The sequence below is a fragment of the Sphaerochaeta pleomorpha str. Grapes genome (assembly GCF_000236685.1).
GTDB lineage: Bacteria > Spirochaetota > Spirochaetia > Sphaerochaetales > Sphaerochaetaceae > Sphaerochaeta > Sphaerochaeta pleomorpha.
The window spans coordinates 1,230,791-1,246,047 of record NC_016633.1; the positions used below are offsets into that span (position 1 = coordinate 1,230,791).

Annotated in this window: 17 protein-coding genes; 5 read left to right on the forward strand and 12 right to left on the reverse strand. The window is 47.6% G+C overall.

From position 1 onward, the window contains the following. Nucleotides 1-9: 9 nt before the first annotated feature. Both SPIGRAPES_RS05570 and SPIGRAPES_RS05575 read left to right on the forward strand, forming a co-directional pair. The gene (locus SPIGRAPES_RS05570) at nt 10-291 is read left to right on the forward strand and encodes an autorepressor SdpR family transcription factor (RefSeq protein ID WP_014269793.1); all 282 of its coding nucleotides are present in this window, start codon (nt 10-12) and stop codon (nt 289-291) included. Then, the gene (locus tag SPIGRAPES_RS05575) at nt 281-922 is read left to right on the forward strand and encodes an SdpI family protein (protein WP_014269794.1); all 642 of its coding nucleotides are present in this window, start codon (nt 281-283) and stop codon (nt 920-922) included. Before SPIGRAPES_RS05570 ends, SPIGRAPES_RS05575 begins: the two co-directional genes overlap by 11 nt. On the opposite strand, the gene mltG is transcribed toward SPIGRAPES_RS05575, so the two are convergent. Together mltG and SPIGRAPES_RS05585 are read right to left on the reverse strand one after the other, a co-directional pair. Next, nucleotides 919-2,358 (reverse strand): endolytic transglycosylase MltG, encoded by a 1,440-nt coding sequence (gene mltG, locus SPIGRAPES_RS16480; RefSeq protein WP_014269795.1) that lies wholly within the window; start codon nt 2,356-2,358, stop codon nt 919-921. The two genes, SPIGRAPES_RS05575 and mltG, sit on opposite strands and share 4 nt — an antisense overlap. Further along, nucleotides 2,348-3,475, reverse strand: a complete 1,128-nt coding sequence (locus SPIGRAPES_RS05585; protein WP_014269796.1) for a hypothetical protein — start codon at nt 3,473-3,475, stop codon at nt 2,348-2,350. The genes mltG and SPIGRAPES_RS05585 overlap by 11 nt, the downstream gene beginning before the upstream one ends. Nucleotides 3,476-3,957: 482 nt before the next feature. On the opposite strand from SPIGRAPES_RS05585, the gene SPIGRAPES_RS05590 reads away from it, so the two are divergent. The 3 genes from SPIGRAPES_RS05590 (at nt 3,958) to SPIGRAPES_RS05600 (ending at nt 6,408) form a co-directional block, all read left to right on the forward strand. After that, on the forward strand, nt 3,958-4,530 hold the full coding sequence (locus SPIGRAPES_RS05590; RefSeq protein ID WP_014269797.1) for a DbpA RNA binding domain-containing protein: 573 nt from the start codon (nt 3,958-3,960) through the stop codon (nt 4,528-4,530). A 3-nt stretch (nt 4,531-4,533) separates the two neighbouring features. Next, complete coding sequence (locus SPIGRAPES_RS05595; RefSeq protein ID WP_014269798.1) at nt 4,534-5,181, forward strand: MBL fold metallo-hydrolase; 648 nt, start codon at nt 4,534-4,536, stop codon at nt 5,179-5,181. A gap of 81 nt (nt 5,182-5,262) precedes the next feature. Further along, nucleotides 5,263-6,408 carry a type III PLP-dependent enzyme gene (locus tag SPIGRAPES_RS05600; RefSeq protein ID WP_014269799.1) on the forward strand — a complete coding sequence of 382 codons (1,146 nt, stop codon included), beginning with the start codon at nt 5,263-5,265 and terminating at the stop codon, nt 6,406-6,408. Between the two features lie 54 nt (nt 6,409-6,462). Here SPIGRAPES_RS05600 and SPIGRAPES_RS05605 read toward each other — a convergent pair whose 3' ends face one another. From SPIGRAPES_RS05605 to cobT, 10 genes are all read right to left on the reverse strand, one after another. Next, the gene (locus SPIGRAPES_RS05605; protein ID WP_014269800.1) at nt 6,463-6,822 is read right to left on the reverse strand and encodes a TraR/DksA family transcriptional regulator; all 360 of its coding nucleotides are present in this window, start codon (nt 6,820-6,822) and stop codon (nt 6,463-6,465) included. Between the two features lie 129 nt (nt 6,823-6,951). Next, the gene (locus SPIGRAPES_RS05610) at nt 6,952-9,648 is read right to left on the reverse strand and encodes an energy-coupling factor transporter ATPase (protein WP_342626413.1); all 2,697 of its coding nucleotides are present in this window, start codon (nt 9,646-9,648) and stop codon (nt 6,952-6,954) included. Next, nucleotides 9,632-10,198, reverse strand: coding sequence for an ECF-type riboflavin transporter substrate-binding protein (locus SPIGRAPES_RS05615; protein WP_014269802.1), 567 nt, complete (start codon nt 10,196-10,198; stop codon nt 9,632-9,634). The genes SPIGRAPES_RS05610 and SPIGRAPES_RS05615 overlap by 17 nt, the downstream gene beginning before the upstream one ends. A 39-nt stretch (nt 10,199-10,237) precedes the next feature. After that, the gene (locus SPIGRAPES_RS05620; RefSeq protein WP_014269803.1) at nt 10,238-11,122 is read right to left on the reverse strand and encodes an SAM hydrolase/SAM-dependent halogenase family protein; all 885 of its coding nucleotides are present in this window, start codon (nt 11,120-11,122) and stop codon (nt 10,238-10,240) included. After that, complete coding sequence (locus SPIGRAPES_RS05625; RefSeq protein WP_014269804.1) at nt 11,109-11,327, reverse strand: hypothetical protein; 219 nt, start codon at nt 11,325-11,327, stop codon at nt 11,109-11,111. Before SPIGRAPES_RS05625 ends, SPIGRAPES_RS05620 begins: the two co-directional genes overlap by 14 nt. Then, nucleotides 11,324-11,929, reverse strand: coding sequence for a bifunctional phosphoserine phosphatase/homoserine phosphotransferase ThrH (gene thrH, locus SPIGRAPES_RS05630; RefSeq protein WP_014269805.1), 606 nt, complete (start codon nt 11,927-11,929; stop codon nt 11,324-11,326). Before thrH ends, SPIGRAPES_RS05625 begins: the two co-directional genes overlap by 4 nt. A 65-nt stretch (nt 11,930-11,994) precedes the next feature. Further along, complete coding sequence (locus SPIGRAPES_RS05635) at nt 11,995-12,753, reverse strand: adenosylcobinamide-GDP ribazoletransferase (RefSeq protein WP_014269806.1); 759 nt, start codon at nt 12,751-12,753, stop codon at nt 11,995-11,997. Continuing rightward, entirely contained in the window at nt 12,750-13,397 is a 648-nt protein-coding gene (gene cobU / locus SPIGRAPES_RS05640; RefSeq protein ID WP_014269807.1) for a bifunctional adenosylcobinamide kinase/adenosylcobinamide-phosphate guanylyltransferase, read from the reverse strand. Before cobU ends, SPIGRAPES_RS05635 begins: the two co-directional genes overlap by 4 nt. A 2-nt stretch (nt 13,398-13,399) precedes the next feature. Beyond that, entirely contained in the window at nt 13,400-14,206 is an 807-nt protein-coding gene (gene cbiR, locus SPIGRAPES_RS05645; RefSeq protein WP_014269808.1) for a cobamide remodeling phosphodiesterase CbiR, read from the reverse strand. A 2-nt stretch (nt 14,207-14,208) separates the two neighbouring features. Further along, the gene (gene cobT / locus SPIGRAPES_RS05650) at nt 14,209-15,255 is read right to left on the reverse strand and encodes a nicotinate-nucleotide--dimethylbenzimidazole phosphoribosyltransferase (RefSeq protein WP_014269809.1); all 1,047 of its coding nucleotides are present in this window, start codon (nt 15,253-15,255) and stop codon (nt 14,209-14,211) included. Between the last annotated feature and the right edge of the window lie 2 nt (nt 15,256-15,257).

Genomic DNA, 15,257 nt, shown 5'->3' on the forward strand with positions numbered 1-15,257 from the left:
AGGAGCACTATGGGATTTCCAGAAACCATCAAAGCAATTGCAGACCCTGCCAGAAGGGAAATTCTTCTCATGCTCAAAGCGGGAAAACTTTCTGCCGGGGAAATTTCAGCCCAACTGGGCGATTTATCAGCACCTACCGTTTCCTACCATCTCTCCCAACTAAAAAAAGCCTCCCTGATTACCGAAACAAAATATAAAAATTTTATTTACTATGAATTGAATGCATCGGTATTTGAAGAAATCATGATCTGGTGTGCCCAATTCACAAGGGAAAATGAACATGAAACATAGAATCAATGCAACACTGATTGTATCCACCCTGCTCTGTCTCCTTCCTATGGTTCTTTCAGCCTTGCTTTTCAATAGGCTTCCGGACCAAATTGCAATCCATTTCGACATACAGGGGAAAGCTGATGGGTTTGCCTCGAAAGCCTTTGCTGCATTTGGTATCCCGCTCATCCTGGCAGGTTTGAACATCATAGTTCAGATTATCCTGGAAAGTGACCCCAAAAAAAACAACGGACAGCCTTTACGGTTCCTGTCAAAATGGCTCATAGCCTGTTTGGGTATCTTCATCATCCCCATGACCCTGTTCATTTCCCTAGGCTATGCCATACGCGTACAGACATTTGTCACCGTCTTTGTTTCGCTGGTGTTCATCATCACCGGTAATTACCTACCAAAATGCAAACAGAACTTCACCGTAGGCATCAGACTTCCCTGGACGCTAAACAGCGAAGAGAACTGGTACAAAACCCACAGGGTTGCAGGATGGGTCTGGACTATCGGGGGGATGGTACTGTTACTCTCCAGCCTTACCTCTTTTCTGCCTGCGGTAACCCTATTCACGGTCTTGACCCTACTGGTCTCAATTCCGGCAGCATATTCCTATCAACTCTATCGCAAAGGGCTCTCCGACTAGAGATATTTCTCAATATTCCGTTTATGTTCCTCATAGGTCTTTGCCAGGTGGATTGCCTTGTCCGTACCATGGAGATAGTAAAAATAGTCAGTCGACTGGGGAAAACAGGCCGCTTCGATTGCTTGCAGCGAAGGACTGCTGATACCACTGGGGGGCAAACCCGTTTTTCTTCTCGTGTTATAGGGAGTCTGCTGTTCCAGCGCTGAGGAAGGTATTGGTTTTTCCCAGTCATTCAACTCATAACGGGTCGTAGCATCGATGCCGAGAGGCTGGTCAGCATCCAACCTATTATAGATAACCGAAGCGATCAGCGGCATTTCTCTCGGGTCTTGTGTCTCGGCTTGAATCATAGAGGCAACAATGAGTACTGCATCGACACCATAGAGGGACACCCGTTCAGAATCCAAATAAGGCTTGAGCCCCTGCAACATTGCCTCAAACATGGAAAGAGCCAGATTTTTTGCAGCAGCATCCTGTTTTATGGAATATGTTCCGCTAAGCAGCCATCCTTCACTGAAGGAGAGGCCATAAGCAACTTTCAAGTCTTCCGAAGCTTGGAAAAACTCTCCGCTTTTGGCATACCCACGGTTGGCCAGATAGATATCGATTGCCGCAATAGTATACCCAGGGGGTATCGTCACCGATACCATCAGGCTGTTGGAAGTGAGCTGGTTCGCAATCGACTCATTATCCATATCGGCTTGCATCAGATAGGAACCGCTCCTGAGTACGGAGGCAAGGTTCTGGGAAACCAGAAAGTCAAGGAGTTTTTGACCATCAAGGGTTACCCCTTGCTGTTCCAGCAAAGAACAAACCTGCCGTGCAGTCATCCCAGGGATAATCTGGATGGCTAGGGCTTCCCGTTGCACGCTCTGCATACTGGAGGGGACATGATCCTCAGCAAGTAGCAAGGTTTCGGGTTTTCTGGTCTCAAAATATAAAACCACACAAATGATGCAAATAATTGCCGAGAGAATGAAGGCTATTGGTTTCAAGATGGTAAGTAAAGAGGGCCGATAGCCTTTCCTCTTGCCCAAGGGAGGTGGCTGAATTGTCTTACGGATAGCCTCTTTCTTGGGTTTTTCCGGCAAGCCTTGCACAACAGGATTGGCAATTCTTTTTACCGTCCGGACAATTGTTTGCTTCTTGACCGTCGGTTTTTTCGATACTTTGACAGTACTTGCCTTTGCTGTTTTTGTGACAGGTTTCTCTGAATCTATGGGTTTGGCTACCCCAGCAGGGACTTTTATAGTCACTTTCCTCGAAGAAACCTGAGGTTTCTTCCTTACTGCAGGTTTTTCGACAGGAGCTTTAGCAGAGGCCTTGAGGATAATCTTCCCACTGGTTGGTCCCGTACTTTTTGGTTTCCGGTCTTTTTGCGTAGCAGATAGCTTGGGATCCAAAAGCGATTGCTTGTCATCTTCTTTATTCGCCATGGTAGTCCAAAGCCTTCTGGGGCATCATTGAGGTGATTTTCTGGCGTTTAGCCTCAATGTTTTGCTGAACCTGGCTGATTTGCCGGTTCGCAGCATCAATCTGGGCATTGAGGTGTGCAACCTTTTGGTTGTCGAGCTCAATCTGTGCCTGGAGTTCCTCTACTTTCATCATGTTCTGCAACTGAAGAATGTCCTTTTCAAGTTGGGCAATCCTCCTCAGATGCAGCGAGATCTGATCTATCAGGGAAATTGCCTTCTGGCCAACTGTCCAACTGGAGATATCGGAAGGTAGGGTTTCGTATAAGGCCCGTCCAAACACAGAGGCAACTTTGTCTCGCTCTTTCCCATAGGCGATACATTGATTTTTACTTTGTTCAAGTTGCCGGTGGGGACTGTCAACCTCTTGGTCCTTCATTTTCGCGACCGCATTCCGATGAATTGACAATTCCTCCATCAAATCCTGCTGCCGTTTCTGGAACACCGCAATCTCCTGGACAAGGGATTTAGTCCCCAATCCAGGTATATCGGCCTCACAACCAACTTCCACCAAGGCGGCCCCTGCCTTGGCAAACTGGGGAAGCACTTTCTTTCTCTGGCTCTCAAGCAACGAGGAAAGAACCTTTGCCTTCAATTTTGCTTTGCTACGGACAAAGGGAGATGTATCCGTTATACCTTTGCCTGCTTCGAAAAAAGCTTTTTCCAAGCCCTTGGTCCTTTGTGAATGGCCTTCAAAAAACGGGGAACAAATCTCTAGCAGGTAATCGGCCAACGTCTCCGCCCCATAGGCTTCATAGGCAATAGCCCCAAGTCGGGAAAACAGCTTCTCAGCGGGAATATTCAAGGATTTTATATCATTTTCAATTTGTTTTATTTTCCGGGAACGGTCTTCCAGCTGGCTTACGAACTGGTGGAGCCTTTCATAGGCTTTTTCTGCCTCCAGGGAACGTACTTCCAGTTTTTGGAATGCAAGGAATTCGTCATGGCAATATCCAAGAGGAGTAACCTGTTCAATAGTTGCGATTGTTTTTCCAAGGTCGGCATACAACACGAACAAATCGTTGCGGTGTCCTTCGATTTCTTTTTGTTTTCCGAGGATGTCAGCCTGTAAATTTCCCATACCACGATAGTATCACAGAAACCAGCCAACAGGTAAAGCAAGCAAACCCTACCAAGAGGGTCAAATAACAGGGAAAATCCACCTTTCCTTGACAAAGAGATGACCTGTTGGGTATTCTGAATCCAAACTGCTCAGGGATGGGAAGTCTTTATGTAAAAAATAAGAAAAGCAACCTACCCTGAATAGACTTGGAAGGATTTCCTGTATGCATTGCCAGAATGCCTCGCCTTCCATGCAAGGTGTGACCGGATGAAGACCCGATTGTGAGAAGATGGGCTTCAGACGGTATCCACTTGATTGCCCAAGGTTCTATTCCTTGCTACGGGCAATAAGGCCGGCGCGACGTCGTCTGTAGGTATGTATTCCCGCGGCCGGGAGTATATCCAGGACATTCCGTCTGGCTAGAAAGGAAACAAAATTAGCCCGCACCTACCCAACTGGCATGTGCAGAGCGGGAAATCGATTATCAAGGAGACCTGTTCATGGAAAATGACAACAAGAGCACCCCTAATGAAGAAGACATTCTCGTAGGGAAAATTCAGGTGCTCGCTGGAAAAACAAAGGCCGACCCGAATCCTGACGAACTGGAACAGTTGAAAAAACTGATCAAGAAGAATGTTCCCTTCACGCTTCGCAGTTATTTCATGGCCTATCTGCTTCGAGAGATGCTTGGGGCAAATACTCCAAAAAGCAAAACCCCGGCTCCAAAGCGCGCACCACAGGCAAAAAAAGCCACAAAACCCACCCCTGCTGCACCTAAGGCAAAAGAAGAAGCCGGTGCTGCAAAACAGACTACCGAACGGGCTCTTCCCGAAGGGGCTAGAACCCTCTACCTCAACATTGGCAAAATGAAAAGATTGTATGCAAAGGAACTTTCCCAATTGCTTCAGACTGAATTGGGTGTTACCAGAGAGGAAATCTTCAGTATTCGCATCCATGACAAGTATTCGTTCATTTCGATGAGCGAAGAAAATTGCGAAAAAGCAATTGCTACCTTGAACGGTATGGACATCAAAGGCCGTACTGCAGCTGTAAGCTATTCAAACAAGGAGTAAAGGATGTTCGTAGAGTGTATCGTTGTTGGGCCGTACCAGACTAATTGTTACATTATGGGCAATGAGGAAACTTCCAGTGCATGGATTATCGATCCAGGCAATGAAGGCGATACCATCATCCGCCATATTTTGGCCCGCAACGTTACACCTGTAGCTGCCTTGCTTACCCATTGTCACTGGGACCATATTACTGCACTGGGTACCCTCAAAGAGAAATGGCCTCTTTTGGAAATTCTTGTTTCCAAAGAGGACTCTCAGTTCCTGGGCAAGGATGCTTACCGGCTGCTCTGCGAAACCTGCTTTGATAAGACATTCCTCCAGCAATACAAAGAGGAATTACTGCAATTGCCGTCATCCACTGGATTCCTTACCGATGGCCAGTTCCTTCAGGATTCACACCTCAAGGTCATACAGACCCCGGGACATACTCCTGGAGGTATTTGCCTCTATCACGAAGAAGGTCAGTTCCTGTTTTCCGGTGACACCCTGTTTGCCGGAAGCATCGGCCGCACTGACCTCTTTGGAGGATCCTACCCAAAAATTGTTGAAAGTTGCAATCGACTGCTTACACTTCCCTCTGAGGTCCAGGTACTGCCTGGGCATGGCCCCATGACTACTATTGGAGCAGAACGCACAAATCCCTATCTTTAATTTTTCAATGCCAATTAATTGACACCTGTTAATTTTATCCATATAGTGCGGCCTTATATAAAGAAAGAAAGTGGAGCCGCAATGAAAGATACCCTTGGCATTGAAAAATTAATTGCTTTTTCCCAAGCAAAGGAAACCCCGCTCATCGTTATTGATCTTGCCCAGATCAAAGACAATTACCAAGAACTCACCACCCTGTTTCCCCAGGCTTCGATCTACTATGCAGTGAAGGCGAATCCAGCAGTGGAAATCCTTTCGCTCCTAGATTCCCAGAAGTCTAATTTTGATGTCGCTTCACGGTACGAACTGGATCAACTCTTGGCTTTAGGCGTCGAAGGAAGCAGGATAAGCTTTGGCAACACAATCAAAAAAGCCACTGATATTGCCTATTTTTATGAAAAAGGTGTCAGACTCTTTGCCTCTGACAGCGAGCAAGATATCAGAAACCTCGCAGAACATGCACCGAACAGCAAAATCTACGTAAGGCTTCTCCCTGAGGAAAGTTCCTCAGCAGACTGGCCGTTATCAAGGAAATTCGGATGCAGTACCGAAATGGCGTTCGATTTAATCGTATTGGCTCAAAAGCTGGGACTGGAACCCTTTGGGCTCTCCTTCCATGTAGGAAGCCAGCAACGTGATATCGAACAATGGGGTAATGCAATTTCCCGCTGTGCAGCCCTTGCAAAAGAACTCAAGGAAACAAAACAGATTGAGATCAGAATGCTCAATATGGGGGGAGGGTTTCCTGCAACCTACAAACTCCCGAACGCACCCTTGGAAGAGTATGCTTCAAAAATCAATTTTTACCTGGAGAGGGAATTCGGCGACGATCACCTGCAGATAATCATCGAACCGGGAAGGTCATTGGCAGCAGATAGCGGCACGCTGGTAACGCAAGTCATTTTGGTGTCGAAAAAAAGCACGGGAGGCACCCCTCGCTGGGTCTATGTGGATGCCGGCTTGTTCAATGGAATGATTGAAACCCTTGATGAATCGATTAAATATCGTATTGTTTCCGAAAAGACAGGCCCAACGGACAACGTTATCCTCGCTGGGCCTACCTGTGACAGTATGGATGTCATGTATGAAAAGGAAAAAGTTGAACTACCCTTGGATCTTAAGCAGGGAGACCGGCTATATATCCGGTCTGCCGGGGCTTATACAGCAAGCTATGCCTCCGTGGCCTTCAATGGATTTCCCCCCATACAAACATTTTTCCTGCAATGATAGAAAAAAGTATCCCCCACTGACAACAATGGGCCAAATCAATGGCCCATTATATTATCTATGGCCGGGAATTTCCTCGGCATTCTTGCATTCAAAGCATAAGACCGCATAGGGTATGGCCCTAAGTCTCTGTTCAGGTATCTTTTTACCGCATTTCAAACAAAGACCATACCTACCGTTATGGATTCGAGCCAATGCATTTTCAATTGCTTTTAGGCGTGAAGCCTCATGCTTGTTTATGGCTTCCATTTTTTTGAAGGCAATATCATCGGCAGCCACATCGATACTATCCTTGATACCCATGGAATTTACCATATCCCTGAAGTCAACATTATCCTCGGTAAGCTTATCAAGCAACTCCTTACGCATTGAAATCAGCTCCTGTTCCATTTCATGTGAGAAAGTCTCGGCCACAGTTTGCCTCCTCGAAGGTACGAACCATCGTCCCTTGGATTTTTTATGCAATAAAGATGTCTATAACCTAACCAAGAGTCAAGCACATTACAACAGTTTTTGCGTAATTACCTGATTTTCCCTATATTTTTACCATGGATACCAGAACATAACGCCTTTTGCGAAGCGTTCATACAGGCTGAGTGTCAGCCAAGAGGCAAAAACTATAAGTACCAAAAAGTCTATCAACCTCAAGGGAGTAGCTAAAAACCAGGTACGTTTTCTGTTTTTTCCGAAGCCGCGCAATACCATTGCATTGGTAACAACATCAATACGGTCGAGGCTGGACAATACCAGCGGAGCCAATATCTTTCCCACGGAAGCGATTCGTTTCTTCAAGGGGACATTCTTGGAAACATCGACGCCCCTGGCCATCTGGGCATGCAAGATGTGGACATAGCTTGAGGTAACCTCGGGAAGATACCGCATCGAAAGGCCTACTGCATACGATGTCCGGTATCGGACCCCGATACGGTTGAGAGACGAGGAAAAATGCGAGGGATGGGTGCAGGTGACAAATAAAAGGGCAACAGGGAAAATAGCAAAATATTTGAGACAGACGACCACCAGGTAGAAAAGCGTCTCCACTGTCAACGCATACCTAGCCCCTGTTGATCCTAAAAGAATTGTACGGGTACCGAGATAAATCGTCCCCTGCCCAGGGGAAAACAGAAAGATAAAGAAAGCATTTACCAGTATCACATAACACATGGCAAGAATAAACGGTCGGAATTTCTTCATCGGGACCTTGCAGGAAGCAAGGCAAATCTGTGCTATGGCCACGGAGGGAATAAGTATGCGGATATCGAACGTGGTCAGGCAGAGGATAATCCATCCGATAAAAAACAAGAGTTTGGTAACGCCATTGAGTCGGTGGACCCAAGAATCGGTAGGTTCATAATGCAGGCCGAATCCGAATTTCTTGCCCGATTTCGGTTCCCGTATGACTTTCTGGGATTTCTTTGCCTTCTTATGGGCAACCCTGGGTGCTGGCAATTCCCTCATTTTCCTGATCGGTTTCCCTTCAGGACGTTTGTCCTTTTCACTTCGAATAAAGCAGTCGATAAAAGAGGGAATATCTTCTATGTTGCACCGCTGAGCCAGCGTATAAAGGCTGGTCACCGTAAGGTTTGCCTTCTGTAAAAGTATTCGGTCGGCAAATACCTCGCTCACCCGTTTGTCACAGAGTAGGTTGCCGTCACATAAAACCAAGGAACGGCTGGTATATTCCAAAGCCAAATGCATATCATGGGTGATAAAGAGAATGGTTATGCCGGTTTCCCTGTTCAGTGTGCATAAAAATTCCATCAAGGCAGTATAGCGCACATAGTCCTGCCCTGATGTCGGTTCATCGAGAATTAGCACCTTGGGGTTCATAACCAGAATGGAAGCAATGGTTACGCGCTTTCGCTGGCCATAACTCAAAGCTGAGATAGGCCAGGTATGATATTGCTTCAGGTTACACAGGGTAAGGACATCCATAACCCTGCCTTTGATTTCTTCTTCACCATATCCTTTCTGGCGCAGGGCAAAGGCAACCTCGTCATAAATCATCGAATGGCTGATCATATGGTTTGGGTTCTGCATGACAAACCCGATGAAGGCAGAACGTTCCGTCACAGAATCGGAATCAATACACCTATCCTCAAAGAATACATGGCCGCTATCGTTCTTGTGTATACCAGTGAGAATCTGTGCCAAGGTAGATTTCCCTGCTCCGTTTTTACCCAGTATGCTTACCATCTCCCCTTGGTCTACAGAAAAAGAGATGTGCTGCAGGACAGGAAGAACGCCATCATATGAGAAATTCACATCCTCAAGGCGAATCAATTCTGTCCCTTGTTTTTGTTTGACAGGGGTCTCTTGCCGATGATACCAAGAAAGGATCTGTTCTTTGAAAGGGGCAAGGTCAAGGGAATCGATTGAAGCGATATCCTTTGCCAGGGAAAGGTTGCAGCCACTGTGCCGCATAGCGGCAAGGTACAGGGGGTCTCGTATGCCATTCTCACTGAGAAGTGAGCCACGGAGCAAATTCTCAGGGGTCTCGTCTGCTATAAGGGTACCATCCTCGATAAGGATAACCCGGTCTACAGGACAAGACAGGACATCTTCCAGCCTATGTTCGATGATAATGATTGTTTTCCCAGTGGTCCTATGTAATTCATCAATCAAGGAAATTGCGAGTTTCCCGGTCGCCGGGTCAAGATTTGCAAGCGGTTCGTCAAACAACAGGATATCGACATCATCAACCAGAACGCCTGCAAGCGAAACCCGTTGTTTCTGGCCTCCTGAGATTTCCTGGGGACTCTGTCCGAGAAACTGGTCCATGCCCACCACATGTGCCATCTGATGCACCAAAGGAACCATTTCCTCTTGGCTGACACATTGGTTTTCAAGGGAAAAAGCAATGTCCTCAGCCACCGACAGGCCTACGAACTGGCTGTCGGTATCTTGCAGGACGGTCCCGACTTTCTTGTTTATCTCGTAGATATCGGTGGTAGCGATATCGAGGGAAGCAACGGTTACCGTTCCTTCTATTTTTCCCGGGTAGGCATTGGGTATCAAGGCATTGATACAATTGCCCAAGGTACTCTTGCCGCTTCCCGAGGGACCTACAATCAAAATCTTCTCACCCTTATAGATGGAAAGGTCCAGATGTTTGATAGTAGGTTTCTGTTGGGCTTTGTATGTAAAGGAGAAGTCTTTGAACGATATGACTGTTTCTTGCATTATAATACCTGCAGGGGAAACCCTGCAGGCTTCTACCCCACTATTTGGATTCGTCAACTATCAGATTGCTGTTATCCTTGTTCCTTTTTGCAACGAGGAACATCAGCAGGGAACCCAAGGTTCCAATGACAATCGTATTGGTGAAAGCAATAATCAGTTGTTGTGTAACAACCTTGTCCAGGGGTTCTGCGAAAAGCAGGAAATCCAGGATTGCACTGACCGAGTAGCCTATGAAGTTACCGACAAAAGCAAGCAGAATGAAAAAACCAACTTGCTTTTTGGAAAATATCCCGGTGTCAAGTGAATGCTTTGTCAGCATGGGGAAGAGCCCGATTGCGATACCGACGATTCCGCTTCCGAGCATCCAAGTGGGCCATACGCCCCAGCCGGCAAACATGTCGGTAATCCAATGGCCTAAAAATCCAACCAAGAAACCTACTATCGGACCATACAGACCAGCAAACAATGCAAGAATAGCCATAGCAGGTTTGATAGTGGTATTTGCAAATACAGGGACACTGATCAAACCGCCGAGACCATACAAAGCCGCACCAATGGCAATGATTACAACCGCTTTGACGGCTTTCATGCCTTTAGACTGTTCCATAGTTTTCCTCCTCAGGAAAGTTGATTACAAATCAGCAAATCATACCACGGATAGGGAGATAATCCACCCTTCTCCGGTTCCGATTCCATAAGTTGTAGAAAAATTCCCCTTGTTAAGGGCTATGCCCAGATTCAAAAGGCTGTTTACATAGATAAGCGGCTCCCCCTGCTTTACTTCCGTAAAACTTTTGCAGAGCCGGAGAGGGTACCCATAGACAATCCGCCCATCCTTGGTGATGGTAACCTGTAACAGCTGCCCATAGGCCAAGTGCATTTCCTCGATGAAATCGCCGCTGATATTCGTCCAGAGAGAGCCATAGCGGGCATCGAGAATGTCGATGGCACCGATGAGCGTTGTATCGTCAGCCTTTCTCCCTTTCTGAAGCTTCAGTTTGACCAAAGATTCCTGAAGAGGCCCGATATCCTCAAACTCGACAGCCCCGCAGCTGAGGCGGGCCCCTGTAAAGGCATACACATCGCGTCCGAAAAAGGTATAGCTTTTCTGGCTTCCTTCCAGGCGGTTTGCAACCTCGCTGATTTCCCGGATCTCAACAATTCCTACATGTTCGGCAATGTGGGTCAAGGTCCCGTTATCGGGGGTAACCACCAGATGCCCCGATTTGGTCAAAGCCACAATACTTTTCCGGTCGCTTCCAACCCCGGGATCTACCACACACACAAACACGGTCCCTGCCGCCCAATAGGTCATGGCCTGCATCAGGCGATAGGAAGCTTCCCAGATATTGAACTGGGGAATCTCATGGGTAAGGTCATCCAAAAGCAAACTGCTTGAAACCTTGTTTGCCACCCCGTGCATAGCGCTTACCGCTCCATCTGCCAGACCAAAGTCACTGAGAAACACTACAGTCTGGCGTCTCTGCCATTCCTTTCCCTCTACGAGGGCATTCCTGCTACTTCTGTCCATCTTTTGTTTCCTTTTGAAAGAACCGCACCAGCTTGACAGCATAGAACACCAAAGCTGCTGAAATCGATACTACCAACAGGCCAACGAGTCCCATTACCAGAAGGCTTCCCTCATAGACAAGTGCAAGTAGGATGTACCCGATGAGAAGGGAGCAGATGAGCACAATCAGAGAGACCGTAAGCGAACGCAACTGTTTTTTTGTCATGACTTGAGAAATTCCCGGATGGTCTGCAGGAACTCGGCATAGGTAGTGGAAAGTTTCAAATGTGGTTCCTCTTCCAAAATCTTCTCGGGAGCCCTGAATAGACAGCCTCCATCGGCTGTATGGATCATGGTAAGGTCATTGTAGGAATCCCCTGCGGCAAAGGTTCTGAAGTTCAAGGCCTTCAAGGCTTCGATTGCCTGGCGTTTTCCATCATTGAGCCGCATGCGATACCCTTCGATCATACCGTTTTCACCGACAATGAGGTCATTGCACCAAATCATTGGCCAATCCAATTGTTTCATCAGCGGCTGGGCGAATTCAGAAAAGGTATCACTGAGAATAACAACCTGAGTCATGCTCCGTAACTCCTGGAGGAATTCATAGGCACCCTCGAGCGGTTTCATTGTCGAAATGACATCCTGTATATCGGAAAGCTTGAGATTGTGCTGTTTGAGAATCGCAAGCCGGCTTGTCATCAGTTTATCATAGTCGGGAACCTCACGGGTAGTGAGACGTAACTGCTCGATTCCCGTTTTCTCTGCAAAATTAATCCATATTTCAGGAACCAACACACCCTCTAGGTCAAGACATACAATATCCATGGTACATTCCCTCCGTCGTTACATTTAGGAAGGAACTGGACGTAACTCTTCCTTGCGGGGAATTATCACCCAACTAGAGAGAGAATTGCAAGGGGCAAAGATGCCCCCAGATAGGCTGCAGTCTCACAAAGCACTTCGATTGCACCCAAAACGTCCCCGGTTATTCCCCCTAGGCGTTTGACACTGAGATGCCGTATACAGAAAAACAACAGGGAAGCGAGGAATAGCGACCCGACTGCAGAATAGAATGAAGGGCTGTCAAGAAAAGCGAGTACTCCCAGAAAAAGCAGAATCTGGAAAGCTGGGGCCAAGGCATGCCATTTTTTGCTCTGATCGACCAACAGTTGTGCCGTCCCACCCTCCTTACGGGCATAGGTGCAGGTTGCACAAGCCATAACCTGCATGAAACGACCAACCATTGGCGAAAACAAAAGAATCGGCCATAAAAATACAATACTTGCCACTGAAGCAACCTGTACCAACAGGACACACACCAAAGCAATGACGGCAAAGGAACCGACGTGTGAGTCTTTCATGATGGCAAGGGTCCTCTCCTTATCCCAGCCGCCGCCGAACCCATCGGCCATATCGCATAGGCCATCGAGGTGGAATCCCCTGGTCAGATAGGCCTGGAGAGCCACAATGAGGGAAGCAAGGAGAAAAGGAGAAAGAGGAAGGAGAGAAAGCAGTACGGAAAAAAAACCGAGCAGGATACCGACCAGAGGAAAATAGAACAGCATCCCGCTTTGGGTCTTGCTGTCTTTTCCCGGTACGGAAAAACGAGTCAGGGTTCTCAAGGCACTGACAAAGGGAGAAATAATCAAATTACTACACCCTTTATTGCAAGGGGAATCCCTGCAACCATCAGGATTACATTTTTTGCAATGGCGGCGATATCCTGGTTCATCCAGCCTGCAAGGTCACGGAACCTACGGCTTTCTGCATCGGCTGGGATGATACCCAGACCAGTCTCGTTGGTCACCAACACAATATCAAAAGGAGGTTTTTTCAGCAGGGTAAGCAATTCGTCCATCTGAGGATACCGCCCCTCAACGATTCCTTTATGGTACATGAGGTTGCCCATCCAGACCGTGAGACAGTCGACAACGACAACCTCCACAGAAGGAGGCAGGCTTGCAATGGCCCTGGCAATCTCCAAAGGCTCCTCAACGGTTATAAATCGATCTCCCCTGTCTGCCTGATGAGCTGCAATACGTGCTTGCATCTCTTCATCGATGGCTTCTGCAGTTGCAATAAAGGCACGGGAAGAAGTGCCATCACAGACATTGAGGGCATAATCCTGGGCAAAAGAGCTCTTTCCGCTACGACCTCCCCCTATTACCAACGACACTTGTTTTTTCAGTTTTGTCCTGATCCAGATATTCCCTGTCGTGGAAACTACCGAGGCTGGGCCCTTCCTTTTTTGTTTTCCCCTCTCCTGCATATCCTTGAAATCGATTGTAGGCATACCTATTGATCTCCTCTTTTTCCAATCATAGCATGGTTTTTTCCCAACGCTGTGAGTGAAGTGGAAAAGTCGTACTCGTTAAAAACTTCCAGGGTAAGCACTCTTTCTTTTCCGTCTGAACCTTGGCAATCCAAAGCATCGAGAAAATAGGAGATTTTTTCAGTTTTCCCTACCGCAAGGCTTTGGTGGTCTTTTCCGTCGCATACTCCATGCAGATGACAAACCCTGGTTTTGGGAAGCAAGGTAGAACAGGTTTGTTTTTCGTCATAGCCCATCAACCAGATATGCCCTATATCCAAAGTGACGGAAAGCTTGTGTTTTTCAACAAGGGGAAGAACATAGGAGAAAGGGTAACTAAGGGTTTCTACGCATACAAGCGAGGGGTCGAGGGACGAGCAGCGAAGCAGGTCTGCAAGGCTTTCATCCAAAGCATTCTGCCAGCCTTCCACATCCTGGGAAGGAACCGCTGACCAGGTATCCGGGGTCAAGTGGAGGACGTAGGCAAAAGGCTGTAACACCGCAGTAAGCTCAATAACCTTCAAGTACGTTTCCAAGCTCTTTTGCCGTTCTTGTCTGTCTCTCGAGCCTGGGAATACATCCAAGGGGAAATGCACAGTATAGGTAAGGTCATGCTCTACGGCAATGCTTCTCAATTCCTCGATCACTTGGACGGAAGGGTAATTATCCTGCCCTTCGCTCTTAAAAAGAACCAGTTCGATGTCATCAACCAAAGGGGCCAGATACCGTACGTTCGGCAAAATCTCATCCGCAAGGATATAGCTGGTCGTCCCGATTCTCACATTTTCCATTGTTACACCAGTCCTATTCTGGATAGAATTTCCGTACTGTCGGTAACCTTACCTTCACTAAAAGAAGTCATCTCAGGTAAAATCCTGCTTGCCAGGGCAACAATAGGCCAGGCCACCAGAGATCCCGTACCTTCCCCGAGCTGCATGCCAAGGTCCAAGATCGGAGAATCGAGACCAAGATAGTGCAACAGCAAGGAATGCCCATGCATACCGGAAACGTGGCAAGGAATAAGGTAGCTCTTACAGTTTGGTTCCAAGGCACAGGAGACCAAAGCCGCTGCTGTGGTGATGAATCCGTCAAGCAACACTGGCAACCCAAGTTCGCAGGCTTCAAGGATCCCCCCGGCAATAGCTGCCAGCTCAAATCCACCGAGACAAGCAAGCAATTCCAGCGCATCATCAGTCGGATAGCGTGCAATGGCTTTTTCTATGACCTCTTGCTTGTGGAGCAGTTCAGCTTCGCTGATACCGGAACCCTTTCCGGTAACCTCAAAGGGGGCATAACCGGTCAACGCAGAAGCAAGGGCAGAGGCACTGGTTGTATTGGCAACCCCCATCTCCCCAAAGGCAATAACATCGAACCCCGCCTGTCTTTTCTCCCTGACCAAGATTCTGCCCTTCTCCATCGCCTGAGTGCATTGAGCTTGCGTCATTGCAGGTTCCTTGAGAAAATTTTTCGTACCAAAGGAAACTTTTTGATCAAGTACCAAGTCCTCTTGCGTAAAAACATGGTCAACACCGACATCGACAACGGTAAGCTCGACAGCATTACAGCGGGCAAAGAGACTACAGGCTCCCCCGCCGTGGGCGAAATTCACACATTGCTGCCAGGTAATTTCTTGGGGGCTATGGGTCACCGCTTCCTCAGCGATACCATGGTCCCCGGCAAAGAGGATCAAAGCTGGTTTTCTCAGTGGTTTGGGATTAATGAGGGCAAGTTTGACGGCAAGCTCGGCGAGCACCCCAAGGCTATGGGGAGGCATTGCCTTGCCAAGCAACTGCGCAACATATAGTTCTTTTTTGTTCCTATCGACCGGGGGTACTGACATAG

Bases quoted from the DNA above. Each gene is read 5' to 3' on its own strand.
- cbiR (WP_014269808.1), bottom strand. From the start codon at position 14,206: ATGGAAAATGTGAGAATCGGGACGACCAGCTATATCCTTGCGGATGAG.
- SPIGRAPES_RS05595 (WP_014269798.1), top strand. From the start codon at position 4,534: ATGTTCGTAGAGTGTATCGTTGTTGGGCCGTACCAGACTAATTGTTAC.
- SPIGRAPES_RS05620 (WP_014269803.1), bottom strand. From the start codon at position 11,122: ATGGACAGAAGTAGCAGGAATGCCCTCGTAGAGGGAAAGGAATGGCAG.
- SPIGRAPES_RS05570 (WP_014269793.1), top strand. From the start codon at position 10: ATGGGATTTCCAGAAACCATCAAAGCAATTGCAGACCCTGCCAGAAGG.
- cobU (WP_014269807.1), bottom strand. From the start codon at position 13,397: ATGCCTACAATCGATTTCAAGGATATGCAGGAGAGGGGAAAACAAAAA.
- SPIGRAPES_RS05585 (WP_014269796.1), bottom strand. From the start codon at position 3,475: ATGGGAAATTTACAGGCTGACATCCTCGGAAAACAAAAAGAAATCGAA.
- SPIGRAPES_RS05575 (WP_014269794.1), top strand. From the start codon at position 281: ATGAAACATAGAATCAATGCAACACTGATTGTATCCACCCTGCTCTGT.
- cobT (WP_014269809.1), bottom strand. From the start codon at position 15,255: ATGTCAGTACCCCCGGTCGATAGGAACAAAAAAGAACTATATGTTGCG.
- SPIGRAPES_RS05625 (WP_014269804.1), bottom strand. From the start codon at position 11,327: ATGACAAAAAAACAGTTGCGTTCGCTTACGGTCTCTCTGATTGTGCTC.
- mltG (WP_014269795.1), bottom strand. From the start codon at position 2,358: ATGGCGAATAAAGAAGATGACAAGCAATCGCTTTTGGATCCCAAGCTA.
- SPIGRAPES_RS05590 (WP_014269797.1), top strand. From the start codon at position 3,958: ATGGAAAATGACAACAAGAGCACCCCTAATGAAGAAGACATTCTCGTA.
- SPIGRAPES_RS05600 (WP_014269799.1), top strand. From the start codon at position 5,263: ATGAAAGATACCCTTGGCATTGAAAAATTAATTGCTTTTTCCCAAGCA.
- SPIGRAPES_RS05615 (WP_014269802.1), bottom strand. From the start codon at position 10,198: ATGGAACAGTCTAAAGGCATGAAAGCCGTCAAAGCGGTTGTAATCATT.
- thrH (WP_014269805.1), bottom strand. From the start codon at position 11,929: ATGGATATTGTATGTCTTGACCTAGAGGGTGTGTTGGTTCCTGAAATA.